Here is a 25,485-nt window from a genome sequence, read left to right as displayed (position 1 = left end):
TCCGGCCGACCGCGGCATTCGGCCGGTGCGCGGCCTCGCGCGCGTCGCCGCGGGCATCGGCCATGCGCCGAGGCCCCTCCCCTGTCCCAGCCGGCCGCTGCCGAGCGCCGCCCCCGTCGCGTCCAATGGCCGCGGCGAAGCACCGCCGCATGGCGACGGCGCTCCCCCGCGCGGGGGCTTATGCTGGCGGCTCCCGCAAGCGGAGGCGCGCCGATGAAGAAGTGGCTGGTCTTGCCGTTGCTGGCACTGCTCGCCGTCGCGGGCTGGATCGCCGCGGGCCCGTTCTGGACCGTGCACGGGATCCGCGAGGCGATACGGACCCAAGACGCGGCGGAACTGGCGCGGCACGTGGACTTCCCGGCGCTGCGCGCCAGCCTGCGCGCGCAACTGGAGGACCACTTGGCGCGCCGCGCCGGTGCGGACATGCAGGCCGATCCACTCGGCGCCCTGGCGCTGCGGCTGGCCGGGGACGTGGCCGGCAGCGCCGCCGACGCGCTGGCGACGCCGGCCGGCCTCGGCGCGGTGCTGCAGGGACGCAGCCTGTGGCACCGGATCCGCGCGGGCGTCGTCGAGGGCGGCAGCGATGCCGGTCCGCCGCCCGACCCGCTGCGTGACGCACGTTACCGGTTCGAGAGCCCGTCGCGCTTCACCGTCACCCTCGCCGGCCGCGATGGCGAGCCGGTGACCTTCGTGCTCACCCGCTACGGGCTGCGCTGGAAGGTCAGCGACGTGCGGCTGCCGCTTTCGGCCGAAGCGGCGCCGGCGGGCGGCTGATCGGCGGGGTCTCCCGCGCCGGCCTTGGGTCGGAGACGCCTGCGCGCGGCCGGGCCGGCGGAAACCGCGCTAGCGGTTGGCCACGCCGTGCGGCACGTGCCCCGCGGCGACGTGGTCGCGCGCGGAGAGGATGTTGTGCTCGGAATCGTCGAAGAAGATGTCGGCGCCGAACGCTTCCAGGAACGGCCCCTTGGAACGCCCGCCGAGGAACAGCGCCTCGTCCAGGCGGATGTTCCATTCGCGCAGGGTGCGGATCACCCGCTCGTGCGCCGGGATCGAGCGCGCGGTGACCAGCGCGGTGCGGATCGGCGCGTCCGGCCCGGTTGGGAAGGCCTGCTGCAGCCGATGCAACGCGTCCAGGAAGCCGCGGAACGGCCCGCCGGAGAGCGGCTCGCCGGCATGGCTGCGCTCGTGTTCGGTGAACGCCGCCAAGCCGCCCTCGCGCGAGATCCGCTCGCACTCGTCGTCGAAGATCACCGCGTCGCCGTCGAAGGCGATGCGCAGCTGGTCGTGGCGCTGCTGCGGGGCCTGCGCCGGCAGCAGGGTCGCGGCGGCGACGCCCGCCGCCAGCGCGCTGCGCACGTCCTCGGCGTTGGCCGACAGGAACAGGTCGGCCCGGAACGGCCGGATGTAAGGGTATGGCGGCGCGCCGTTGCTGAAGGCCGCGCGCTTGATCGCCAGGCCGTAGTGGGCGATCGAGTTGAAGATGCGCAGGCCGGTGTCGGCGGAATTGCGCGAGATCAGGATCACCTCGACCCGCGGCGCTTCCGGCGGGGCGCCGTCGTTCAGCGCCAGCAGCTTGCGCACCAGCGGGAAGGCGATGCCCGGCGCGAGCACGTCGTCCTCGTGGCTGCGCTGGTAATCGGCGTAGGCGTCGATGCCCTCGCGCTCGAACAGCAGGTGGCTGTCCTCCATGTCGAACAGGGTGCGCGAGGAGATCGCGACGATCAGCGGATCGGCGTTGGCGTCTGGCATGCGCGCATTGTGCCGCGCCCGGGTCGCAGGCGGCGAGACGGCGTGGCGCCCTCGACCCCAACCCCGCTGCCGCAAACGGGGCAGGGGCAGGAGTGAAAGCCCGCCTACCCGCTGATGAACTGCTCCGCCAGCATCCGCTCCTCGAGGTTGTGCTCGGGGTCGAACAGCAGGGTCACGGTGCGGTCGTGCGATTCGCGGATGGTGACCTCGACCACGTCGCGCACCTCGTGCGAATCGGCGGTGGCGCTGACCGGCCGCTTGTACGGGTCGAGCACGCGCAGCCGCACCTCGGTGCCGGCCTTCAGCACCGCGCCGCGCCAGCGCCGCGGGCGGAACGCGGCGATCGGGGTCAACGCGATCACCTTGGCCCCGAGCGGCAGGATCGGCCCGTGCGCGGAGAAGTTGTAGGCGGTGCTGCCGGCCGGGGTGGACACCAGCAGGCCGTCGCAGATCAGCTCGTCCAGGCGGGTCTGGCCGTTGAGGTCGATGCGCAGGTGCGCGGCCTGGCGGGTCTGGCGCAGCAGCGAAACCTCGTTGTAGGCCAGCGAGCCGACCGTGGCGCCGGACTCGGTCTGCGCCACCATCTCCAGCGGCCGCAGCACCGCGGGTTCCGCGGCGTGCAGGCGCTCCAGCAGCCCGTCGGGCCGGTGGTGGTTCATCAGGAAGCCGACCGAGCCGAGCTTCATCCCGTACACCGGCTTGTTCAGGCCGCCGTAGCGGTGCAGCGTCGACAGCATGAAGCCGTCGCCGCCCAGCGCCACCAGCAGCTCGGCCTCCTCCGGCGCGTGCTGGCCGTGGCGCGCGGTCAGTTCGGCCAGGGTGCGCTGCGCCTCTTCGGCGGGACTGGCGAGGAAGGCGATGCGGGGCGTCGCGGTCATCGTCGGCTCCGGGGGAGGTTCGCGCACAGCTTACGGGATTCGGGCGCAGGAATTCGGCAACGCGGCGCCGGCCGGAAGCGCCGCGGGCGATCCGTTTCCCCGTTCGTTCCGCTCCAAGAGAAAGGGCCGGTCGCCCGGCCCTTCCGTCGCCGCGTGGCGCTCAGGCCTCGGTCGAGGCCAGCTGCGCCAGGCGCCGCACCGCCACCGACAGGGTCGGATAGTCGAGCGACTTCTGGTTGAGCAGGTCGGAGAACATCGCCAGGGTGAAGCGCAGCCCCGAGTCGTCGCGGTTGAGCCACGCCTCGACCTTGGCCTCGACCGGCTGCTTGCCCGGGGTCGCGACGATGCGGCTCACGATCGCCCGCTGCTGCGCCCCCAGCTCGTCGCGCAACGCGCCGCGCGCCAGCGCCTGCCAGCGGCCGTCGACCGGCAACGCCTCGATCTGCTCGTACAGCCACGGCAGGTGCAAGGCCGCGCCGAGCGCGTAGTAGGCCTTCGCCACCTGCGCCGGCGCCAGCTTGCGGGCGTGGGCGATCTCGACGATGTCGCAACCGGCCTCCAGCGGCGGCAGCGCCGCCAGCTCCTTGGCCAGCGCGGCCGGCAGGCCCTTGTCCTGCCACTCGCGCAGGCGCGCGTCGAAAGCCTCGCGGCGGGCGCCGGACAGCGCGGCCGGCAGCGCCGCCCGCACCGCCTTGAGGCCGTCGCCGTAGCGCTCCATCGCCGCGGTGATCTCCGGCATCTTGCCGGGGCGCGACAGCAGCCAGCGCGACATCGTCCGCAGCAGGTGCCAGATCGTCTGCAGCGCGTCGATCTGCACCGCCTCCGGCACCTGCCCGTCGAGCGCGTCGATCTGCGCCCACAGCGCGCGCGCGTCGATCGCCTCCCGGGCGATGGTGTAGGCCTCGGCGACCTCGGCCGGGGTGCGGCCGGTGTCCTCGGTCATGCGCAGGGTGAAGGTCGCACCCATGCGGTTGACCATCGAGTTGGTCACCGCGGTGGCGATGATCTCGCGCTTCAGGCGGTGCTGCTCCATCGCCTTGGCGTACTTCTTCTGCAGCGGCTGCGGGAAGTAGCGCACCAGCTCCTTCGACAGGTACGGGTCTTCCGGCACGTCGGAATCCAGCAACTGCTGGAACAGCACGATCTTGCTGTACGACAGCAGCACCGCCAGCTCCGGCCGGGTCAGGCCCTGGCCGCGCGCCTTGCGCTCGGCGATCTCCGCGTCCGTGGGCAGGAACTCGATCTGCCGGTCGAGCAGGCCCTGCGATTCCAGGGTGCGGATGAAGTGCTGCTTGGAGCCGAGCCGGTGCACGCTCATCCGCTCCATCAGGCTGAGCGCCTGGTTCTGGCGGTAGTTGTCGGTGAGCACCAGCTGCGCGACCTCGTCGGTCATCTGCGCCAGCAGCTTGTTGCGCTCCTCCAGCTTCAGGCGCTTCTTCTGCACCTCGCCGTTGAGCAGGATCTTGATGTTGACCTCGTGGTCCGAGGTGTCCACGCCGGCGGAGTTGTCGATGAAGTCGGTGTTGAGCAGCACGCCGTGCTGGGCCGCCTCGATGCGGCCGAGCTGGGTCAGGCCGAGGTTGCCGCCCTCGCCCACGATCCTGCAGCGCAGGTCGCGGCCGTTCACGCGCACCGCGTTGTTGGCGCGGTCGCCCACGTCCGCGTGGCTCTCGCTGGAGGCCTTGACGTACGTGCCGATGCCGCCGTTCCAGAGCAGGTCGACCGGCGCCTTCAGGATCGCGCTGATCAGCTCGGCCGGGCTCAGCGCCGTCACCGCCGGATCGATGCCGAGCGCGGCCTTGGCCTCGGCCGACAGCGGGATCGACTTGGCCGAGCGCGGCCAGACCCCGCCGCCCTTGGAGATCTTGCTCTTGTCGTAGTCGTCCCAGCTCGAGCGCGGCAGCTTGAACATGCGCTGGCGCTCCTTGAACGAGATCGCCGCATCCGGGTTGGGGTCGAGGAAGACGTGGCGATGGTCGAACGCGGCGACCAGCTTGATGTGCTCGCTCAGCAGCATGCCGTTGCCGAACACGTCGCCGGACATGTCGCCGATGCCGACCACGGTGAAGTCCTGCTTCTGGCAGTCGCGGCCCAACGCGCGGAAGTGGCGCTTGACCGACTCCCAGGCGCCGCGCGCGGTGATGCCCATGCCCTTGTGGTCGTAGCCGACCGAGCCGCCGGAGGCGAAGGCGTCGTCGAGCCAGAAGCCGTGCGCGCGGGCGATGCCGTTGGCGATGTCGGAGAAGGTCGCGGTGCCCTTGTCCGCGGCCACCACCAGGTACGGGTCGTCGCCGTCGTGGCGCACCACGTTCTCCGGCGGCACCACCTTGCCGTCGACCAGGTTGTCGGTGACGTCGAGCAGGCCGTTGATGAAGCGCTTGTAGCACTCCACGCCCTCGGCGAACCAGGCGTCGCGGTTGGCCGCGGGATCCGGCAGCTGCTTGCAGTAGAACCCGCCCTTGGAGCCGACCGGCACGATCACGGTGTTCTTCACCATCTGCGCCTTGACCAGGCCCAGCACCTCGGTGCGGAAGTCCTCGCGGCGGTCGGACCAGCGCAGGCCGCCGCGCGCCACCGGGCCGAAGCGCAGGTGCACGCCCTCCACGCGCGGGCCGTAGACGAAGATCTCGCGGTACGGGCGCGGCTTGGGCAGGTCCGGCACCTTGGCGGAATCGAACTTGAAGCTGATGTAGTCGGCCGGGCCGCCGTCGGCGCGGCGGCCGTCCTTGTAGCGGATGTAGTAGCTGGTGCGCAGGGTCGCGTCGATGACGCCGACGAAGCTGCGCAGGATGCGGTCCTCGTCGAGGCTGGAGACGCGGTCCAGCAGCGCCTTGATCGCGCCGCGCGTGGCCTCGAACTGCGCCTCGCGCTTGGCCGCGCGCGCGGCGATCACCGGCTCCAGGGCCGCCAGCGCGGCCGCGTCGTCGCGGGCCAGCGCCTGCAGCTGGGCGCGGAAGCGCTCCATGCCGGCCTTGATCTCGGCCTTGCTCTCCCGGCCGGTGCTGGGGTCGAAGCGCGCCTCGAACAGCTCCACCAGCAGCCGCGCCAGCAGCGGGTAGCGGTTCAGCGTGCTCTCGACGTAGGCCTGCGAGAACGGCACCCCGACCTGCAGCAGGTACTTGCAGTAGCCGCGCAGCATCGCCACCTGGCGCCAGGTCAGGCCGGCGCACAGGATCAGGCGGTTGAAGCCGTCGTTCTCGGCGTTGCCGCGCCAGATCTGCGCGAACGCCTCCTCGAAGCTCTCGTCCAGGCGGGCGATGTCGATCTCGCCGACCGTGGACTCGACCTCGAAGTCCTGGATGTAGGCGACGCGGCCTTCGGCCTCGATCCGGTACGGATGCTCGGCGATCACGCGCAGGCCCATGTTCTCCATCATCGGCAGCGCATCCGACAGCGGGATGTCGTCGCCGAGGCGATAGAACTTGAAGCGCAGGCCGCCTTCGCCGCCGTGGCTGCGGTACAGGCTCAGGCGCAGGTCGTTGTCCGGGCTCAGCGCGGCCAGATGCTCGACGTCGTCGGCGGCGACGGCGGCGCTGACGTCCTCGATGTAGCCGGCCGGCAGCGCCTTGCCGTAGCCGTTGGCCAGGGCCAGGCCGCGCTGCTCGCCGTGGCGGGCGATCAGCTGCTCGCGCAGGTCGTCCTGCCAGTTGCGCACGATGCGCGCCAGCTCGGCCTCGAGCTGGGCCGGGTCGACCTCGATCGCCTCGCCCGACTTCGGCCGCACGATCAGGTGCAGCTGCGCCAGCGGCGATTCGCCGCCCAGCGTCACCGACGAATCGACGTGCTCGCCGTGCAGCACACGCTTGAGCATCGCCTCGATCCGCAGGCGCACGTCGGTGTTGAAGCGGTCGCGCGGCACGTAGGCCAGCACCGAGAAGTAGCGGCCGTAGCGGTCGCGGCGCACGAACAGCTTGCTGCGCACGCGTTCCTGCAGGCCGAGGATGCCGGTGGCGGTGCGCAGCAGCTCCTCCTCGCTGGCCTGGAACAGCTCGTCGCGCGGCAGGGTCTCGAGGATGTGGCGCAGGGCCTTGCCGCTGTGGCTGTCCGGCGCCAGGCCGGACTGCGCCATCACGTACTCGTAGCGCTTGCGCACCAGGGGGATGTCCCACGGCCGGCGGTTGTAGGCGCTGGAGGTGTACAGGCCGAGGAACCGCTCCTCGCGCACCGGCTTGCCCTTGGCGTCGAACGTGAGCACGCCGATGTAGTCCATGTAGCCCGGGCGGTGCACGGTGGCGCGGGCGTTGGTCTTGGTCAGGATCAGCGCGTCCACCGCGCCCGAATGCGGCATGTAGTGCGCGGCGAGCGAGGTCAGCAGGCGCGGCTTGCCCACGTCCTTGCCGCGCAGCAGGCCCAGGCCGCTGTCCTTGACCGCGCTGAGCGCTTCCTGGCCGTTCTTCCCGACCACTTCGTACTCGCGGTAGCCGAGGAAGGTGAAGTGGTTGTCCGCGGCCCAGCGCAGGAATTCCTGCGCCTCGCGCCTGCCCTCGTCGTCGATCGGCAGCTTGCGCCGGCCCAGGTCCTCGGCCACTTCGCGCATCTTCGCCTGCATCAGCGGCCAGTCGCGCACCGCGGCGCGCACGTCCTCCAGCACCGACTCCAGCGCCCGGCGGATGTTCGGCATCGCCTCCTGCGGCAGGCGGTCGATCTCCAGGTGCATCAGCGATTCGGGTTCGCCTTCGCCGACGCGCACCAGCTTGCCGGCCCTGTCGCGGACGAAGCGCACCACCGGGTGGCCGAGCACGTGCACGCCGATGCCCTGCTCGGCCAGCGCCATCGTCACCGAGTCGACCAGGAACGGCATGTCGTCGTTGACGACCTGTACCACGGTGTGGCTGGATTCCCAGCCGTCCGCCTTCTGGGTCGGGTTGAACAGGCGCACCAGCGCCTTGCCGGGCCTGCGCGCGCGGGCGAACTCGAGGAAGTCGGCGGCCAGCGCGGCCCAGCCGTCGGCGTCGTGCTGCGGCAGCTCGTCGCTGCTCATGCGCTTGTAGAAGGCCTGGGCGAACGCCTCGGCCTCGGCGTGCCGCGCCTTGGGCAGGCGCTTGCGCATCGCGGCGAGGATCGGCTCGAGCGACACGGCGTCGCTTCTGGGCGCCACGGGCGCGCTCGCGGCGGCCTTGCGGCCGGCGGTCTTGGACGAGGCTTTGCTCGCGGCGGTCCGGGATTTCGGGGCGGTGGCTTGGGTGCTCATGGCAACGGCTGGTTCCGATGTAATGAGGCCCGCGTTTCCTGCGCGGGCCGGGGTGCGGGGGATTGGTTCGTCAGGGGCGCAGCGACGCGGCGGCGTCGCGCGGGACGGCGCGGTCGCGATCGCGGCGGGTCTGCTTGGATACACGCGGACGCGCCGCCCGCTCCCGCAGGGGGAGGGACGGCGGCACGGCGGACTGCAGGCGGCTCATGGCGGCTGGCGGACCTCAGCGCAGGCCGGTTTCGCTGCGGGCGATCACCAGGCGCTGGATCTCGCTGGTGCCCTCGTAGATCTCGGTGATCTTGGCGTCGCGGAAATAGCGCTCCAGCGGCATCTCCTTCGAGTAGCCCATGCCGCCGTGGATCTGCACGGCCTGGTGGGCGATCCACATCGCCGCCTCCGAGGCGGTGAGCTTGGCGATCGAGGCTTCGGCGGTGAAGCGCTGGCCCTGGCCCTTGAGCCAGGCCGCGCGCAGGGTCAGCAACGTCGCCGCGTCGAGCTTGCACTTCATGTCGGCGATCTTGGCCTGGGTCATCTGGAAGGTGCCGATCGGCGCGCCGAAGGCCTTGCGCTCGCGCACGTAGGCCAGCGTCGCGTCGTAGGCGGCGCGGGCGATGCCGATCGCCTGGCTGGCGATGCCGATGCGGCCGGCGTCGAGCACGCCCATCGCGATCTTGAAGCCCTCGCCTTCCCGGCCGAGCACCTCCTCGGGCCTGGCGACGTAGTCGGCGAACTCGATCTCGCAGGTCGCCGAGGCGCGGATGCCGAGCTTGGGCTCGGTCTTGCCGCGGTGGAAGCCCTCGCGCGCGGTGTCGACCAGGAACGCGGTGATGCCGCGCGCGCCCTTCTCCGGGTCGGTCATCGCGAACAGCACGACGTACTTGGCCACCGGGCCGGAAGTGATCCAGCTCTTCTTGCCGTTGATCAGGTAGCTGCCGTCGGCCTGCCTGGCGGCCTTGCAGCGCATCGCGGTGGCGTCGGAGCCGGACTGCGGCTCGGTCAGCGCGAACGCGCCGATCTCGCGGCCCTCGGCGATGGCGCGCACGTACTGCTGCTTCTGCGCCTCGGTGCCGTGGGTCAGGATGCCGTTGCAGAACAGCGAGTTGTTCACCGACATGATGGTCGAATGCGCGGCGTCGGCCGCGGCGATCTCGATCATCGCCAGCACGTAGCTGACCGGGTCCATGCCGGCGCCGCCGTATTCGGCCGGCACCTCGATGCCCATCAGGCCGGCCTCGCCGAGAGTGCGGATGTTGTCGAGCGGGAACTCGCCGGTCCGGTCGAAGTGCTCGGCGCTGGGAGCAATCTTCTCCTGGGCGATGCGGCGCGCCACGTCCTGGATCATCAACTGCTCTTCGGTGAAGCGGAAATCCACGTCGGCACCTCGGTTCGGTCTGCGCTGGAGCGGAAAACACGAATTGTAGCCGCGCCGCGCGGATAACCCCACCCGTGCGCTTGACCGTCGCCCGCCGCGGGAACAAACTTATCGCTGTATCGCGATAGGTCGATGAATCATGGATCTGGAAGGCTGGTCGTCACGACTCAAGGTGTTCGCCGACGCCACGCGCGTGCGCCTGCTCGCGCTGCTCGAGCGCGAGGAGCTCACGGTGGCCGAGCTGTCGGCGATCACCCGCCTCGCCCAGCCGCGCGTGTCGACCCATCTGGCAAAGCTGAAGGAAGCCGGGCTGGTGCGCGACCGCCGCGCCGGGGTGTCGGCCTACTACCGTTTCGACGAGGCCGCGCTCGACGGCGCCCAGCGCGCGCTCTGGCAGACCCTGCGCGAGGGCAGCGACGACCCGCTGCTGCGCCAGGACGCCGAGCGCGTGCCGGGGGTGCTGGCGATGCGCGCGGCCGACCAGAACTGGGCCGATGCCGTCGCCGGCGACATGGAGCGCCACTACTCGCCCGGCCGCACCTGGGAGGCGCTGGCGCGCTCGGCGCTGCCGCTGCTGGAGCCGGGCGACGTCCTCGACGTGGCCTCCGGCGACGGCGTGCTGGCCGAGCTGATGGCGCCGCATTCGCACCGCTATGTGTGCCTGGATTCCAGCACCAAGGTGGTGCTGGCGGCGTCCGAGCGCCTGCGCAGGCTGAAGAACGTCGAGGTCCGGGAGGGCGACATGCACGCGCTGCCGTTCGCCGACGCCGAGTTCGACCTGGTCGTGCTGATGCAGGCCCTGCCCTATTCCGAGCAGCCGCCGCAGGCGGTCGCCGAGGCGGTGCGGGTGCTGCGCCCCGGCGGGCGGCTGCTGCTGACCTGCCTGGCGCGGCACGGGCACCGCAGCGTGGTCGAGGCCTACGGCCACGTCAATCTCGGCTTCACGGAGAAGGAGCTGCGCCGCTACGCCGCCAAGGCCGGGCTGGAGGTGCGCAGCTGCGGCATCGCCACGCGCGAGCGCCGGCCGCCGCATTTCGAGGTGATCGCGTTGATCGCGCGCAAGCCGAAGCAATGAATCCGGGCCCGGCCGCCTCCGCGCCGGGCCGCGGCCAACGAAGAAGGAGTTCCGAATGAACGCCCTGCCCTGGCTCGCCCCCGACCGCGTCGATGCGCTGCAGCGCGCGCTCGAGCGCCGCATCCTCGTGCTCGACGGCGCGATGGGCACGATGATCCAGCAGCACAAGCTGGACGAGGCCGATTACCGCGGCGAACGCTTCGCCCACGGCTACGACCGCGAGCGCGCCGCGCCCGACCACGCCCACGGCGAAGGCTGCGGCTGCGCCCGCGACCAGCGCGGCAACAACGACCTGCTCAGCCTCACCCGGCCCGGGATCGTCCGCGACATCCACGCCCGGTACCTCGACGCCGGCGCCGACCTGGTCGAGACCAACACCTTCAACTCGACCCGGATCTCGTTGGCCGACTACGGCCTGGAGCACCTGGCGCGCGAGCTCAACGAGGCCGGCGCGCGCCTGGCCCGGGCGGCGTGCGACGCGGCCGAGGCCCGCGATCCGGGCAGGCCGCGCTTCGCGGTCGGCGTGCTCGGCCCCACCAGCCGCACCGCCTCGCTCAGCCCGGACGTGAACCGCCCGGGCTTCCGCGCGATCACCTTCGACGAGCTGCGCGAGGCCTATCGCGAGGCCGCCGACGGCCTGATCGACGGCGGCGCCGACGTGCTGATGGTCGAGACGGTGTTCGACACGCTCAACGCCAAGGCCGCGCTGTTTGCGATCGAAGAGGCGTTCGACGCGCGCGGCGCGCGCCTGCCGGTGATGGTCTCCGGCACGATCACCGACGCCTCCGGGCGCACCCTGTCCGGGCAGACCGCGGAGGCGTTCTGGTATTCGGTCTCGCACGCCCGGCCGCTGACGATCGGCCTGAACTGCGCGCTCGGCGCCAAGGACCTGCGCGCCCACGTCGACGTGCTGGCCCAGGTCGCCGACGCCTACGTCAGCACCCACCCGAACGCCGGCCTGCCCAACGCGTTCGGCGGCTACGACGAGACGCCCGGGGACATGGCCGCGGTGCTCGGCGAGTTCGCCCGCGCCGGCCTGCTCAACCTCGTCGGCGGCTGTTGCGGCACGACGCCGGCGCATATCGCCGCGATCGCGGACGCCGTGCGGGACGTCCCGCCCCGGCAGGTTCCGCGCCTGGCGGATGCCGCTTGAGCCCCGGTCGCGGATCGGCGCCGGCGGACCCGGACGGGGCCCGGAGAAGCCGCGCCGCCGGTCGCAGGCGGCCTGCCGCCCCGTCCCTCCCTTCGCCTGATCCGTGCGCATCCGAGTAGATCCGTGGCCAAGAACGAGATGTCCCGCCTTCCCCGCCACACCCGCCTGTCCGGCCTCGAGCCGCTGGTCGTCACGCCGGAGTCCAACTTCGTCAACGTCGGCGAGCGCACCAACGTCACCGGCAGCGCGCAGTTCAAGAAGCTGATCCTGGAGGGCCGCTACGACGAGGCGGTGGCGGTCGCGCGCCAGCAGGTCGAGAACGGCGCGCAGGTGCTGGACGTCAACATGGACGAAGGCCTGCTCGATTCCGAGCGCGCGATGGTCGACTTCCTCCACCTGATCGCCGCCGAGCCCGACATCGCCCGCGTGCCGGTGATGATCGACAGCTCCAAGTTCAGCGTGATCGAGGCCGGCCTGAAATGCCTGCAGGGCAAGGGCATCGTCAATTCGATCTCGCTGAAGGAAGGCCAGGCCGAGTTCCTGCGCCAGGCGCGGCTGGTGCGGCGCTACGGCGCGGCCGTGGTGGTGATGGCCTTCGACGAGCAGGGGCAGGCCGACACGGCCGAGCGCAAGGTCGGGATCTGCTCGCGCGCGTACCGGCTGCTGACCGAGCAGGTCGGGTTCCCGCCCGAGGACATCATCTTCGACCCCAACGTGTTCGCGATCGCGACCGGCATCGAGGAGCACGACGGCTACGCGGTGGCGTTCATCGAAGCCGCGCGCGAGCTCAAGCGCCGCTTCCCGCACAGCCACGTCTCCGGCGGCGTGTCGAACGTGTCGTTCTCCTTCCGCGGCAACGAGCCGGTGCGGCAGGCGATCCACACCGTGTTCCTGTACCACGCGATCCGCGCCGGCATGGACATGGGCATCGTCAACGCCGGCGCCCTGCCGCTGTACGACGACCTCGACCCGGAGCTGCGCGAGCGGGTCGAGGACGTGGTGCTCAACCGCCGCCGCGACGCCACCGAACGCCTGCTCGAGATCGCCGACCGCTACAAGGGCAGGAAGGGCGAGAAGAAGGCCGAGGACCTGGCCTGGCGCGGGAAACCGGTGCGCGAGCGCCTGGCCCACGCGCTGGTGCACGGCATCGACCAGTACATCGAGGCCGACACCGAGGAGGCCCGCGCCCAGGCGGCGCGGCCGCTGGACGTGATCGAAGGCCCGCTGATGGACGGCATGAACGTGGTCGGCGACCTGTTCGGCGCCGGCAAGATGTTCCTGCCGCAGGTGGTGAAGTCGGCGCGGGTGATGAAGAAGGCGGTGGCCTACCTGCTGCCCTACATCGAAGCCGAGAAGCGGCGCGGCGGAGACGCCGGCAAGCCGCACGGCCGGATCGTGATGGCCACGGTCAAGGGCGACGTGCACGACATCGGCAAGAACATCGTCGGCGTGGTCCTGGCCTGCAACAACTTCGAGGTGATCGACCTGGGCGTGATGGTGCCGGCGCAGACCATCCTCGACCGCGCCCGCGCCGAGAACGCCGACCTGATCGGGCTGTCCGGCCTGATCACACCCTCGCTGGAGGAGATGAGCCACGTCGCCCGCGAGATGCAGCGCCAGGGCTTCGACATCCCGCTGCTGATCGGCGGCGCGACCACCTCGCGCGCGCACACCGCGCTGAAGATCGATCCGCACTACCACGCGCCGACGGTGTGGGTGAAGGACGCCTCGCGCGCGGTCGGCGTGGCGCAGTCGCTGATCAGCGCCGAGCTGCGCGCGCCGTTCGTCGCCGCCAACGAGGCCGACTACGCCGAAATCCGCGCCCGCCACAGGCAGCGCGGCGACGGCAAGCGCCTGGTCTCGCTGGAAAAGGCCCGCGCCCAGCGCTTCGACGGCGGCTGGCGCGGGTACGAGCCGCCGGCGCCGAAGCGGCCGGGCCTGCACGTGTTCGACGACTACCCCCTGGACGAGCTGGTCGGCTACTTCGACTGGACGCCGTTCTTCAACACCTGGGAGCTGGCCGGCCGCTACCCGGCGATCCTCGACGACGCGGTGGTCGGCGCGCAGGCGCGCGAGCTGTACCGCGATGCGCAGGCGATGCTGAAGCGCATCGTCGCCGGGAAATGGCTGACGGCGAAGGCGGTGTTCGGATTGTGGCCGGCGAACAGCGTCGGCGACGACGTCGTGGTCGAGGCCGGCGGGCATCCCGTCGCGCTGCACTTCCTGCGCCAGCAGGCCGACAAGCCCGCCGACCGCCCCGACTTCTGCCTGGCCGACTTCGTCGCGCCGAAGGATTCCGGCAAGCAGGACTGGATCGGCGCGTTCGCGGTCACCGCCGGCCTCGGCATCGAGGCGCACGTCGCCCGCTTCGAGGCCGCGCACGACGACTACAACGCGATCCTGCTGAAAGCGCTGGCCGACCGCTTCGCCGAGGCCCTGGCCGAGCGCCTGCACGAGCGCGTGCGCAAGGAGTACTGGGGCTACGCCGAGGACGAGGCGCTCGACAACGAAGCGCTGATCGCCGAGAAGTACCGCGGCATCCGCCCGGCACCCGGCTACCCGGCCTGCCCCGAGCACAGCGAGAAGGCCACCCTGTTCCGCCTGCTCGACGCCGAGCGCAACGCCGGCGTGCGCCTGACCGAGAGCTACGCGATGTATCCGGCCGCGGCGGTGTCCGGCTACTACTTCAGCCACCCCGGCAGCCAGTACTTCGTGGTCGGGCGGGTATCGAAGGAACAGGTCGAGGACTACGCCCGGCGCAAGGGCGTGAGCGTCGCCCAGGCCGAGCGCTGGCTGGCCTCCAATCTCGACTACGACCCGGAGTGAGCCGCGCCGGCGGATGCGTCGATGCGATCGGCGAAGTCGCGGATCACCGCGGCACATTCGCCCGCGCGCGTCTGCAACAGGAGTGCGGCGCCTCGGACCGGAGCACGGTGAGCGCGGCGCAATGCGCCTGCAGCTCGCGCAACGCGGACGCGCAACCACCCGGTCGCATGCCGCCTGGAGGTGGAGGCCGGGAACCCGGATCCGATGCCCGAGGCGGGCCAGCGCAGCGCCTGGATCGCGCGCCGCCGCGGCACCTCGGCAGCCCCCCTTCGCAAGCGCGGCCATCGTCCGCCGATCGCCTCCCCGCGTGCGCCGCCATAACCGCGGCGCGGGCAGCGCCGGCCGCGCACGCAGCCGCACGGCGCGACACGCGCGCAAAGCGCAATCGCCGCGCGCCCGCGGAACGGGAACGAGGCGAACGAGGCGCCCAATACCAGCCCTTACAGGAAGGGCGGGGTCGGCGCGCGAGCTCCACGCGATCGCCCCGGAGACGACCCGGCGTTCGGCAGGAACGGACGCGGCGGCAATCGCTCCCGCACGAGGGCCACGAGTGCCGGTTCGCCGAGCGCCTCTGCGCGGGATCGCCGATGGGCAGCGGTTCGAACGCGGGCGTGAGCGCCTCGACGAACCCGGCCAGCAGGCGGCGGCCGCGTCCAGCCCGGCAGGGCGACCACGGCCGCCCGCGCCACGCTCTCACCAGACCAGATCGTCGGGCACCTGGTACTTCGGGTCCGAGTAAGGATCCTCCTCGGCCGGGGCGCCCGGATCCACCTTGAGCGCGATCGCCGGCGCGAAGATCGCCTCGGCCTGGGCCAGCAGCTCGGCGGTCACCAGCAGGTAGCGGCCGTCGAGCTGGAGCACGCCCAGCTCGCCGGCGTTGAGCGCCTTCAGTTGCGCCTCGGTGACGTAGACGCGCTTGATCTTGCCGCCGTACGGGAAGTGGCGGGCGATCTCGGCGTTGGGGTCGTTCAGCGCCTTGTCCCTGACCAGCTCGGCCAGTTTCGCGCGCGCCTCGCGGCGCCTGCGCGCCTCCTCCTGCCGCGCCTGTTCGGCGGCGATGCGCTCTTCCTTCTCCTTCTGCGCGCGGATCGCGTAGGCCTTGGCGAGGTCGATGTCCTCGCGGGTGCGCGGCTTGCCGCCCTGCCCCGCCCGTGGCGTGCCGGCCTTGCGCGGCGCGCCGGGGCGCGCCGCGCGCTCGCCGTCCGAAGAGGCCGCCGGACGCTTGTGCGGCTTGTGCGCGGGCTTGTGCGGGCGTTGCGGTTCGGGCGCGGGCTTGAACCCGAGCCCGAGCAGCTGGTCGCGAAGGCTGTTGCTCATTGCGTGACTTCAGTAGTGCGGCGGCGGCGGCTCTTGCGAGGGATCCGGCGTGTACGGGTGGGCCGCGAGCGTCGCGCGCGTCTGCTGCAGTTCCTCCAGCACGCGGTGCAGCGCCAGCGCCGTGCGCGCCGCCTCCTCGCGCGCGGCGGCGAGCGCGTCGCTCAACTCGGCCAGCGCATGTTCCTGGAAAGCGAGCCGAGTTTCCAGATCGACCAGGCGCTGCTCCAGGTCCGCGCCCATCACGCCGCACCCGCGGCCGCGGCGGCCGGCGCGGCCGGCACCGCCTGCGGCGCCTGCACCGAACGCCCGCGGCCGATGCCGTAGTAGGCCAGGCCGGCGGCTTCCACTTCGTCGGGGTGGTAGAGGTTGCGGCCGTCGAAGATCGCGCCGTCGGCCAGCGCCTGGCGCAGGCGGGCGAAGTCCGGGCTGCGGAACTGCTTCCATTCGGTGACCACCACCAGCGCGTCGGCGCCGGCCAGCGCCTGGTAGGCGGAGTCGCACAGCACCAGGTCGTCGCGCGCGCCGAAGATGCGCTCGGCCTCGTGGCGCGCCTCGGGATCGTAGGCGCGCACCTGCGCCCCCGCCTCCCAGAGCTGCTGCAGCAGGCGCCGGCTCGAGGCCTCGCGCATGTCGTCGGTGTTCGGCTTGAACGCCAATCCCCAGACGGCGAAGGTCTTGCCGCGAACCGCGCCGCCGTAGTGGCGCTGGATCAGCTCGAACAGGTGGCCCTTCTGCCGCTCGTTTACCGACTCCACCGAGCCCAGCAGCTCGGCGCGGTAGCCGTGCTGCTCGGCGGTGCGGCGCAAAGCCTGCACGTCCTTCGGGAAGCACGATCCGCCGTAGCCCGCGCCCGGGTAGATGAAGTGCCAGCCGATGCGCGGGTCCGAGCCGATGCCCTGGCGCACCATCTCGATGTCCGCGCCGACCTTCTCGGCGATGTTGGCGATCTCGTTCATGAAGCTGATCTTGGTGGCCAGCATCGCGTTGGCCGCGTACTTGGTCAGCTCCGCCGAACGCACGTCCATCACCACGATGCGCTCGTGGTTGCGGTTGAATGGCGCGTACAGGCGCTTGAGCTTCTCCACCGCGGCCGCGCTGGAGGAGCCGATCACGATCCGGTCCGGGCGCATGCAGTCGTTGACCGCGTCGCCCTCCTTGAGGAACTCCGGATTGGACACGACCTCGAAGCCGATCACCGCGCCGCGCGCGGCCAGCTCCTCGGCGATCGCCGCGCGCACTTTGTCGGCGGTGCCGACCGGCACGGTCGACTTGTTGACCACCACCGCCGGGCGTTCGATGTGGCGGCCGATCGTGCGCGCCACCGCGAGCACGTACTTGAGGTCGGCGCTGCCGTCCTCGTCGGGCGGCGTGCCGACGGCGATGAAGATCACCTCGCCGTGGCCGATCGCCGCGGCGGCGTCGGTGGTGAAGTGCAGGCGCCCGGCGGCATGGTTGGCCTTGACCATCGGCTCCAGGCCGGGCTCGTAGATCGGGACCAGGCCGTTGTTGAGGCCCTCGACCTTGGCCTGGTCGATGTCGACGCAGGCCACGTCGTGGCCTACTTCCGCCAGGCAGGTGCCGGTGACCAGGCCGACGTATCCCGTACCGAAGATGGTGACGCGCATGCGACTCCTTTTTGGCGATGACCGGAAGCTCGCGCCGGCGGCCCGACGCCCCGGCGAAGTAGCCGAGCTTACCGGGCGCCGGTATTGGCTATGTCAAGCAGCTCGATCTCGAACACCAGGGTCTGGTTCGGGCCGATCGGCCCCGCCCCCTGCTCGCCGTAGGCCAGGTTGCTGGGAATCCAGAAGCGGTACTTGCTGCCGACCGGCATCAGGGCGATGCCCTCCTGCCAGCCCGGCATCAGCTGGCCGAGCGGGAAGGTCGCCGGTTCGCCGCGGTCGTACGAGCTCTCGAAGGTCTTGCCGTCCAGGAACGAGCCCTTGTAGTGCGCGCGCACCGTATCGGTGGGCTTGGGCTTGGGGCCGTTGCCCTGGGTCAGCACCTGGTACTGCAGGCCCGAAGCGGTGGTGACCACGCCCGGCTTCTTGGCGTTGGCCTCGAGGAACCTGCGGCCCTCCTCCACGTTCTTCTTCGCGTCGGCCATCATCTTGGCGATGCGCTGCGCCTGCACCTTCTGCGCGAACGCCTCGCGGATCTCGCCGGCCTGCTTGTCGTCGAGCAGCAGCTTCTTGCCCGCCAACGCGTCCTTCATCGCCTTGGCCACGGTGTCCGCGTCGATCTCCTCCTTGACCGGCTCCAGCGAGCGCGCCATGTCCATGCCGATCATGTAGCTGACCTGCTGCTTCTCGGTCGGCAGGCCGGGAATGCCCTTGCCGTCGGCCGGCTTGCCCGGCTCGGCCGCGGCCGGCTTGGCCTCGTCCTTGCCGGCCGGCTTGTCGCAGGCGGCCAGCGCGACGGCCAGCGCGGCCACGGCGAGAACGGGAGCGGAGTGGCGCGGGGAAAGCTTCATTCGGGGGAATCCTCGAGGGTAGGGACCGCGGCGTGCCGGCGATCGGGAACGGAACGGCACACGCTGCCAGGGGATCGCTGAACGGCTTGCGTACCGGGCGGGCCGGGCTTTTCGGCCCGGAAAGAGACTGGGAGCGCGGCTGCGGGCGGCTCGGCGAGCTTACTCCTCCCCTCGGCGCCGCGGCGCCCGCGTACGGCGGTGCGCCGGCGTTCGCGACAGGGGCGGATTGCCCCTCGGCGACGGCCGGGGATCGGGCCGGTCGGCGGTGGCGCCGCCCGGCCGGTAAACGTTTGCCCCGCGCCCCGTGCCGGGGGCGGGAGGCCGGATTCAGAGAATGCCCATCAGTTCGACGTCGAACACCAAAGTCGCGTTCGGGCCGATAGGGCCGCCGGGGGTGCCGCGGGCGCCGTAGGCCAGGTCGCCCGGGATCCAGAAACGGTACTTGCTGCCCACCGGCATCATCGACACGCCCTCGGTCCAGCCCGGGATCACCTGGTTGAGCGCGAACTCGGCCGGCTGGCCGCGATCATAGGAGCTGTCGAACACGGTGCCGTCCAGCAGGGTGCCGCGGTAGTTCACCCGCACCCGGTCCGTCGTCTTCGGGCGCGGGCCGGAGCCCTGGCGCAGCACCATGTACTGCAGCCCGGAACCGGTGGTGAACACGCCCTTCACCGTCTTGTTCCCGGCCAGGAACTTGGCGCCTTCGGCCTGGTTCTTCTCCGCCAGCGCCGCGTTCTGCGCCTGCATCTTGGCCTGGATCTTCTGCTGGAACGCCTGCCGCACCGCGGCCTGCTCGGCCTCGCCCAGCAGCGGCTTGCCGCCGGCGAAGGCGGTGCGGACCGCCTGCACCAGCACCGGCAGCTCCAGCTCGTCCTTGATCGGCGCCAGCGAACGGCCGACGTCGGCGCCGACCAGGAAGCCGACCTTGTCCTTGGCCACTTCCGGCGGCTTGCCCTCGCCCGGGGCCTGGCCGGTGCGCGCGGCGATGCGCTGCATCAGCGCCGGGCCGACGCTCTGCGCCTCGGCTTCGCTGATCAGCGGCGGCTTGCCGTCGAAGGCGTTCTGGACCGCGCGCTGGAACGCGGCCAGGTCCATGTCCGGGGCCACCGGCGCGATCGATTGGGCGATGTCGCTGCCGACCATGTAGCTGGTCTTCTCGCGTTCGGTGGTCAGCACGGTTTTGTCCTGGGCAGAGGCCGCCGCACCGAACAGCGCGGCCGCAGTGGTGATCGACACGGCGGCGCCGCGCAAGAAAGCCTTCATCGGGTTACTGCTCCGTGGGTGAGACGTGTGGATGGAGGAACCGCCCCCGCGGCGCGAAACGCCGCGGGGCCGCCGGCCATTGTCGCGGCCCGGCGCGGTGGCGGCAATGCCGCTCAGCCGCGCGGGCGCGGCGCCTGCAGCGCCTTCTCGATCGCCGCGATCAGCTTGGGATCGTCCGGCGCGGTGCGGCTGCCGAAGCTGGCCAGCACCCGTCCGTCGCGCCCGACCAGGTACTTGTGGAAGTTCCACTTCGGCGCCTCGCCGGTGGCCGCGGCCAGGTCGCGGTACAGCGGCGTCGCGCCGGCGCCGACCACATGCACCTTCTCGAACATCGGGAACTTGACCCCGTAGGTCAGCGTGCAGAACTCGCGGATCCGCGTTTCGTCCTCGAATTCCTGCGCCTTGAAGTCGCCCGACGGGAAGCCGAGCACGGCGAAGCCGCGTTCACGGTACTTGGCGTGCAGCGCCTCCAGGCCCTCGAATTGCGGGGTGAAGCCGCACTTGCTGGCGGTGTTGACCACCAGCAGCACGTCGCCGCGATAGGCGCCGGCGAGGTTCACCGGGGTCTTGCCGGCCAGCGGACGGTAGCTGCGGTCGAGCAGGCCGCCGGCCGCGGCGGCCCAAGCCGACACCAGCAGCAAAGACAGCGCCGCGGCCGCGGCGAGACGCTTGCGCAAGGGGGCACGGGCGGTCATGGGGAAGCCTCCGGAGGAACTCGCGCCGATTATGACTTCAGTCGGGGAGCCCCGGCTTGACGCGGGGCATTTTGGTGTTATAGTTACCTACAACACCGGTTGGCTACGAGCAGGACGTTCACCATGAACCGCAAGCTGCACAACACGCTTACCGCCGTGGCGCTCTCCGCCGCCGCCCTGTTCGCGTCCCTGCTCGCGGCCGACCCGGCGCCGCGCGCGGCCGGTCCGATCCCGCTGCAGCTCGGCCCGCTCGAGCTCACCTACGTCCCGGCCGACGGCGCCGCCGGTCCGCCGGCGCCGGCCCAAGGCCTGGAACGCCGCGCCGCCGAGGTCGACACCCTGGCCGAAGCCGCGGCGCTCACCGCCGAGCTCGCGGCCGCCGCCGCCCTCGCCCGCCGCGCCGGCGGCGGCGCGGCGGCGGCGATCGACGAGACCGAATCCAAGAAGCAGGCACGGAATGCCGCCCGGCACCGCCGGCAGACCCTCCTCATGCCTTACTTCTCCTTCGCACCGCGGGGCTGAACCGATGACCGCAATCCAATGGAGCGACGGCGCTCCGATCTACCGCCAGCTCAAGGAGCGCGTCATCGCGATGATGCTCGATGGCGTCCTCAAGCCCGGCGACGCGCTGCCCTCGGTGCGTCAGGTCGCCGCCGAATACCAGCTCAATCCAATCACCGTCTCGCGCGCCTACCAGGAGTTGGCGGACGAGGCACTCGTCGAGAAACGCAGGGGCCTGGGCATGTACGTCACCGAAGAGGCAGCCAAGAAGTTGCTGATCACCGAACGCGAGCGGTTCCTGCGCGAGGAGTGGCCGCAGGTGCTGGAGCGGATCCAGCGCCTGGGCCTGAGCCTGGAGCAGCTGATGCAGGCCGGGCGCAAGAACGGCCAGGCAGGTGCGCCATGAGCGCCATGCCCGACGATTTCCCCGCGGCGCGCCCGGTCGTGGTCGCGCAGGGGCTGCGCAAGGCCTACAAGAACAAGATCGCGCTGGACGGCGCCAGCTTCGAGATCCCGGCCGGGCGCATCGTCGGCCTGATCGGCCCCAACGGCGCCGGCAAGACCACCGCGCTCAAGGCCATCCTCGGCCTGATCCCGTTCGACGGCTCGCTCAGCGTGCTCGGCCGCGACCCGCGCACCCAGCGCGACGAGCTGATGCGCGACGTGTGCTTCATCGCCGACGTGGCGGTGCTGCCGCGCTGGATCCGGGTGCGCGAGGCGATCGATTTCGTCGCCGGCGTGCATCCGCGCTTCGACCGGGCCAAGTGCGAGCGCTTCCTCGAGCACACCCAGCTCAAGCCGCAGATGCGGGTGCGCGAGCTGTCCAAGGGCATGATCGTGCAGCTGCACCTGGCCCTGGTGATGGCGATCGACGCGCGCCTGCTGGTGCTCGACGAACCCACCCTGGGCCTGGACATCCTCTACCGCAAGCAGTTCTACCAGCGCCTGCTGGAGGACTATTTCGACGAGCAGAAGACCATCCTCGTCACCACCCACCAGGTCGAGGAAATCGAGCACATCCTCACCGACGTGATGTTCATCCGCGACGGCAAGGTGGTGCTCGACACCGCGATGGACACGCTCGGCGAGCGCTTCGTCGAGGTGCTGGTGGACGCCGGCCGCAGCGAGGAAGCGCGCGCGCTCAGGCCGCTCGACCAGCGCGCCCTGCCCTTCGGCAAGACCGTGATGCTGTTCGACGGCGTGCCGGCCGAGCGGCTGGCCGCGCTCGGCGAGACCCGCACGCCCGGCCTCGCCGACCTGTTCGTCGCCACCATGAAGGGGACCTACGCATGAACGCCTCCATCGAAACGGCGCCGAGCGAACCCGCCCGCGCGCCGCACGCCGCGACCGCCGTGCAGCCCGCCCGCACCTTCCGCATGCTGCTGCGGCGCGAACTGTGGGAGCACAAGGGCGGCTTCCTGTGGGCGCCGCTGGTGGCCGGCGGCATCCTGCTGCTGCTGAGCCTGATGGGCTTCGTCCTGACCGAGGTCAGCCTGCGCCGCGTCGCCGGCGAGGCCGACTTCGCGGTCGAGGGCGGCACGGTGCGGATCAACGGCCTCGACCTGACCCAGCTCACCTCGAAGATGTCGCCGGAGGACCTGCGCCAGCTCGGCGGCGCGCTCGACCTGAGCCTGTACATGGCCGCGGGCTGGCCGATCCTGGTGCTCGCCTTCGTGGTGTTCTTCTACTGCCTGGGCAGCCTGTACGACGAGCGCCGCGACCGCAGCGTGCTGTTCTGGAAGTCGCTGCCGGTCTCGGACCACCAGACCGTGCTGTCGAAGGCCGCCAGCGCGACCCTGCTGGCGCCGGCCCTGGCCGTGCTCGCCTCGGTGGCGACGGTGTTCGGCTTCCTGGTCCTGGTGAGCCTGTTCGTGCTGCTGCACGGCGGCAACCCGTACACCCTGCTGTGGGTGCCGGCGAGCCCGCTGAAGGTGGCCCTGCACCTGGTCGCCAGCATCCCGGTGTACGCGCTGTGGGCGCTGCCCACGGTCGGCTGGCTGATGCTGTGCTCGGCCTGGGCCCGCAGCAAGCCGTTCCTGTGGGCGATCATGATCCCGGTGTTCGCCGGCGTGTTCGTCTCCTGGTTCGACCTGATGCGCCTGTTCGACCTGGAGTCGTTCTGGTTCTGGAAGAACATCGTCGCCCGCGCGCTGCTCAGCGTGGCGCCGATGACCTGGCTGGACGCGGCGCAGGTCGGCCGCATGGAGTTCGATGGCCCGGGCGCGATCAGCCAGGCGATCAACCTGCGCACGATGTACTCGACGCTGCTGACGCCGCAGCTGTGGATCGGCGCGCTGGCCGGCGCCGGCATGATCCTCGCCGCGGCGCGCCTGCGCCGCTGGCGCGACGAAGGCTGACGCCGGGCGCGGACCGGCCGCAGCCGGTCCGCGCCGCAGGCACGCAGGAATTCCGCCGCCGGGCACCGCATCCGGCCCGCGCCCGTCCTCCATCGCTGGAGCCGCCCTCATGAACCGCCTGCCCTTCCGCCCTCCCGTCGCTCTGCTGTGCGCCTGCGTACTTGCCGCCTGCTCGCCGCAGCAGCCGGCCGCGCCCGCGGCCCCGGCGCCGCCCGCGTCCTCGCGGTCGCACGACGCGGGCGCGCGCACCATGATCGGCCGCGAAGTCGAGAAGGCGGTCGCCGAAGCGCGCGCCGAGCTGGCCAAGGAAAACCTGGCGCTCGGCAGCGACAGCCACATTCGCATCGGCGGCGCCACGGTGCGCAGCCGCAGCCCGCGCGACGCCCAGGGCAATCCGCTGCCCAAGGCCGAGGTCGGCCCCGCCGGCGACCTGCTGATCGATGGGCGCCCGGTGCCGCTGCAGCCGCGGCAGCGCGCGCTGATGCTCGAATACCGGAAACAGCTGACCGAAGTGATCGAGACCGGCATGGCGCTGGGCGCGCGCGGCGCCGATCTCGGCATCGCCGCGGCGGGCGAGGCGCTCACGCACGTGTTCGCCGGGCGAACGGACGATTTCGAGCGACGCGTCGAGGCCGAGGCGCGGAAGATCGCGGCCGAGGCCGGGCGCATCTGCGAACGCCTGCCCGGGCTGATCGCGGCGCAGCGGGCCGCGGCCGCGGCGATCCCGGAATTCGCGCCCTACGCCACCCTCGCCGCATCGGACATCGACGAATGCCGCCGCGAGGTCGCGGAGTCCGCGCGCTCGGCCCCGGACGCGGCCCGCCGCCAGTAGACGGGCGCGCCGGGCGGCCCACCTCGTTCGGAATGCGGCGAGGGAGCGGCCTTCTTGAGGCGCCGCGGGTAAGCGACCGGCAACCCGGGATTGCCCGACACGCTGCGAATACGTCGATGCAAGCGCTTCGGCGGCCTCCCTGCCGCCGAAGGCCGCGCAAGCCCGGCCCCCCGGCTGCTTCGCAAGGTCGCCGCCGCCGCAGCGCGACGAGCCGGTCCTGCGCTCCCGACGGCGGCAGCCCGGTCAGCCGCCGCCGCCCATGCCCTCGCGGATGCCGCCCCGGGTCAGGGCCGCGGGGTCGAGCAGCGCGCGCAACTCCTTCTCGCTGCGGCCGGTCGCTTCGACCGCGACCTCCAACACCGGGCGCCCTTCCCGGTAGGCCTGCTTGGCGATCGCCGCGGCCTGCTCGTAGCCGATGATCGGATTGAGCGCGGTGACCAGGATCGGGTTGCGGTCCAGCGCCTCGCGCACGCGGTCGCGGCGCGGCTGCAGGCCGTCGATCGCGCGGTCGGCGAGCAGGCGCATGACGTTGCCGAGCAGGCGGATCGAATCGAGCAGGTCGTAGGCGATCAGCGGCAGCATCACGTTGAGCTGGAAGTTGCCGCTCTGCCCGGCCACGGTGATCGCCGCATGGTGGCCGATCACCTGCGCGCAGACCATGCAGGTCGCCTCCGGGATCACCGGATTGACCTTGCCCGGCATGATCGAGCTGCCCGGCTGCAGCGCCGGCAGTTCGATCTCGCCCAGGCCGGCCAGCGGGCCGGAATTCATCCAGCGCAGGTCGTTGGCGATCTTCATCAGCGCCACCGCCAGCGCGTTGAGCTGGCCGGACAGCTCGACCGCGTCGTCCTGCGCGGCGATGCCCTCGAACCTGTCCTCGGCCGACTCGAACCGGGCGCCGGCCAGCGCCGACAGCGCCTTGGCCATGGCCTTGCCGAAGCGCGGGTCGGCGTTGATGCCGGTGCCGATCGCGGTGCCGCCGATCGGCAGCCGGCGCAGGCGCTTGAGCGCGTCCTCGATCCGCGCCTGCGCGCTGTCCAGCTGCGCGGCCCAGGCGCCGAACTCCTGGGCGAAGGTCAGCGGCATCGCGTCCATGAGGTGGGTGCGGCCGGTCTTGACGATCTTGCCGAGCGCGCGGCCGCGGCGCTCGATGGTGCGGCGCAGGTGCTTGAGCGCCGGCAGCAGGTGTTCGACGGCGGCCAGCTGCGCCGAGACGCGGATGGCCGTCGGGATCACGTCGTTGGAACTCTGGCCGAGGTTGACGTGGTCGTTCGGGTGCACCTTGGCCTGGCCGGCGCGGCGCGCCAGCGCGGCGATCACCTCGTTGGCGTTCATGTTGCTCGAGGTGCCCGAGCCGGTCTGGAACACGTCGATCGGGAAGTGTTCGTCGTGGCGGCCGTCGGCGACTTCCAGCGCGGCGGCGCGGATCGCCTTGGCCGCGTTCTTGCCGAGCAGGCCGAGGTCGCCGTTCACCTCGGCGGCGGCGGCCTTGATCAGGCCGAGGGCGCGGATGAACTCGCGCGGCATGCGCTGGCCGGAAACCGGGAAATTTTGCACCGCGCGCTGGGTCTGCGCCCCCCACAGCGCCTGGGCCGGCACCTGCAGCTCGCCCATGCTGTCGTGCTCGACGCGGAAGCCGCGTCCGCCTTGCCGTTTCTCCGCCATGCCTGCGCTCCGTTTCGCGGTGGTCCGGACTGCGGAGCTTACGCTCGAAACCCTCGCCGTCGCGTTGCGGGCCTGCAATGCAGCGAGCCGCCGGTGCGTCGTGCGGCCAAGACGGGTTGCCCGGCCAAGGACGGCGTT

Annotated in this window: 20 protein-coding genes; 9 read left to right on the top strand and 11 right to left on the bottom strand. The window is 71.5% G+C overall.

The annotated features are described in order from the left end of the window. Positions 1–213 precede the first annotated feature (213 nt). Complete coding sequence (locus tag EDC50_RS03645) at positions 214–774, top strand: DUF2939 domain-containing protein (RefSeq protein ID WP_123769087.1); 561 nt, start codon at positions 214–216, stop codon at positions 772–774. A gap of 69 nt (positions 775–843) precedes the next feature. On the opposite strand, the gene EDC50_RS03640 is transcribed toward EDC50_RS03645, so the two are convergent. The 4 genes from EDC50_RS03640 to EDC50_RS03625 all read right to left on the bottom strand — a co-directional run bounded on the left by EDC50_RS03640 (position 844) and on the right by EDC50_RS03625 (position 9,190). After that, positions 844–1,749: a 5'-nucleotidase gene (locus tag EDC50_RS03640; RefSeq protein ID WP_123769086.1), complete on the bottom strand. Its 906-nt coding sequence runs from the start codon at positions 1,747–1,749 to the stop codon at positions 844–846. Between the two features lie 104 nt (positions 1,750–1,853). Further along, the gene (locus tag EDC50_RS03635) at positions 1,854–2,627 is read right to left on the bottom strand and encodes an NAD kinase (protein ID WP_123769085.1); all 774 of its coding nucleotides are present in this window, start codon (positions 2,625–2,627) and stop codon (positions 1,854–1,856) included. Positions 2,628–2,787: 160 nt separating this feature from the next. Further along, the gene (locus EDC50_RS03630) at positions 2,788–7,818 is read right to left on the bottom strand and encodes an NAD-glutamate dehydrogenase (protein WP_123769084.1); all 5,031 of its coding nucleotides are present in this window, start codon (positions 7,816–7,818) and stop codon (positions 2,788–2,790) included. 223 nt (positions 7,819–8,041) lie between these two features. After that, positions 8,042–9,190 carry an acyl-CoA dehydrogenase family protein gene (locus EDC50_RS03625; protein WP_123769083.1) on the bottom strand — a complete coding sequence of 383 codons (1,149 nt, stop codon included), beginning with the start codon at positions 9,188–9,190 and terminating at the stop codon, positions 8,042–8,044. A 139-nt stretch (positions 9,191–9,329) separates the two neighbouring features. Between EDC50_RS03625 and EDC50_RS03620 the strand changes: the two genes are divergently transcribed. The 3 genes from EDC50_RS03620 to metH all read left to right on the top strand — a co-directional run bounded on the left by EDC50_RS03620 (position 9,330) and on the right by metH (position 14,244). Beyond that, positions 9,330–10,265 (top strand): ArsR/SmtB family transcription factor, encoded by a 936-nt coding sequence (locus EDC50_RS03620; RefSeq protein WP_123769082.1) that lies wholly within the window; start codon positions 9,330–9,332, stop codon positions 10,263–10,265. Positions 10,266–10,320: 55 nt separating this feature from the next. Further along, on the top strand, positions 10,321–11,418 hold the full coding sequence (locus EDC50_RS03615) for a homocysteine S-methyltransferase family protein (protein ID WP_123769081.1): 1,098 nt from the start codon (positions 10,321–10,323) through the stop codon (positions 11,416–11,418). A 123-nt stretch (positions 11,419–11,541) separates the two neighbouring features. After that, entirely contained in the window at positions 11,542–14,244 is a 2,703-nt protein-coding gene (gene metH / locus EDC50_RS03610; RefSeq protein ID WP_277872342.1) for a methionine synthase, read from the top strand. Between the two features lie 693 nt (positions 14,245–14,937). Here the strand turns inward: metH and EDC50_RS03605 are convergent. From EDC50_RS03605 to EDC50_RS03580, 6 genes are all read right to left on the bottom strand, one after another. Continuing rightward, complete coding sequence (locus EDC50_RS03605; RefSeq protein ID WP_123769079.1) at positions 14,938–15,561, bottom strand: DUF2058 domain-containing protein; 624 nt, start codon at positions 15,559–15,561, stop codon at positions 14,938–14,940. A gap of 9 nt (positions 15,562–15,570) precedes the next feature. Then, positions 15,571–15,801, bottom strand: a complete 231-nt coding sequence (locus EDC50_RS03600) for a SlyX family protein (RefSeq protein WP_123769078.1) — start codon at positions 15,799–15,801, stop codon at positions 15,571–15,573. Then, on the bottom strand, positions 15,801–17,186 hold the full coding sequence (locus EDC50_RS03595; protein WP_123769077.1) for a UDP-glucose dehydrogenase family protein: 1,386 nt from the start codon (positions 17,184–17,186) through the stop codon (positions 15,801–15,803). Before EDC50_RS03595 ends, EDC50_RS03600 begins: the two co-directional genes overlap by 1 nt. Before the next feature lie 68 nt (positions 17,187–17,254). After that, the gene (locus tag EDC50_RS03590) at positions 17,255–18,034 is read right to left on the bottom strand and encodes an FKBP-type peptidyl-prolyl cis-trans isomerase (RefSeq protein ID WP_123769076.1); all 780 of its coding nucleotides are present in this window, start codon (positions 18,032–18,034) and stop codon (positions 17,255–17,257) included. A gap of 327 nt (positions 18,035–18,361) precedes the next feature. Then, on the bottom strand, positions 18,362–19,297 hold the full coding sequence (locus tag EDC50_RS03585; RefSeq protein ID WP_123769075.1) for an FKBP-type peptidyl-prolyl cis-trans isomerase N-terminal domain-containing protein: 936 nt from the start codon (positions 19,295–19,297) through the stop codon (positions 18,362–18,364). A 113-nt stretch (positions 19,298–19,410) separates the two neighbouring features. Continuing rightward, entirely contained in the window at positions 19,411–19,992 is a 582-nt protein-coding gene (locus tag EDC50_RS03580) for a glutathione peroxidase (RefSeq protein ID WP_123769074.1), read from the bottom strand. A gap of 123 nt (positions 19,993–20,115) precedes the next feature. Between EDC50_RS03580 and EDC50_RS16295 the strand changes: the two genes are divergently transcribed. From EDC50_RS16295 to EDC50_RS03560, 5 genes are all read left to right on the top strand, one after another. Next, a complete protein-coding gene (locus tag EDC50_RS16295) occupies positions 20,116–20,514 on the top strand; it encodes a hypothetical protein (protein ID WP_158635670.1) in 399 nt (132 codons plus the stop codon). 4 nt (positions 20,515–20,518) lie between these two features. Further along, complete coding sequence (locus EDC50_RS03575; RefSeq protein ID WP_123769073.1) at positions 20,519–20,899, top strand: GntR family transcriptional regulator; 381 nt, start codon at positions 20,519–20,521, stop codon at positions 20,897–20,899. Positions 20,900–20,904: 5 nt separating this feature from the next. Next, positions 20,905–21,786 (top strand): ABC transporter ATP-binding protein, encoded by an 882-nt coding sequence (locus tag EDC50_RS03570; RefSeq protein ID WP_123769622.1) that lies wholly within the window; start codon positions 20,905–20,907, stop codon positions 21,784–21,786. Next, positions 21,783–22,850, top strand: coding sequence for a hypothetical protein (locus EDC50_RS03565; protein WP_425477865.1), 1,068 nt, complete (start codon positions 21,783–21,785; stop codon positions 22,848–22,850). The genes EDC50_RS03570 and EDC50_RS03565 overlap by 4 nt, the downstream gene beginning before the upstream one ends. 250 nt (positions 22,851–23,100) lie before the next feature. Continuing rightward, entirely contained in the window at positions 23,101–23,682 is a 582-nt protein-coding gene (locus EDC50_RS03560; protein ID WP_158635671.1) for a YggN family protein, read from the top strand. Positions 23,683–23,925: 243 nt separating this feature from the next. On the opposite strand, the gene EDC50_RS03555 is transcribed toward EDC50_RS03560, so the two are convergent. Further along, entirely contained in the window at positions 23,926–25,347 is a 1,422-nt protein-coding gene (locus EDC50_RS03555) for a class II fumarate hydratase (RefSeq protein ID WP_123769071.1), read from the bottom strand. Positions 25,348–25,485: the final 138 nt, after the last annotated feature.

The sequence above is a fragment of the Vulcaniibacterium tengchongense genome (assembly GCF_003814555.1).
GTDB classification, from domain to species: Bacteria; Pseudomonadota; Gammaproteobacteria; order Xanthomonadales; family Xanthomonadaceae; genus Vulcaniibacterium; species Vulcaniibacterium tengchongense.
The sequence above is the reverse complement of the archived record's forward strand: the minus strand, read 5'-3'. Positions and strand labels throughout refer to the sequence as shown.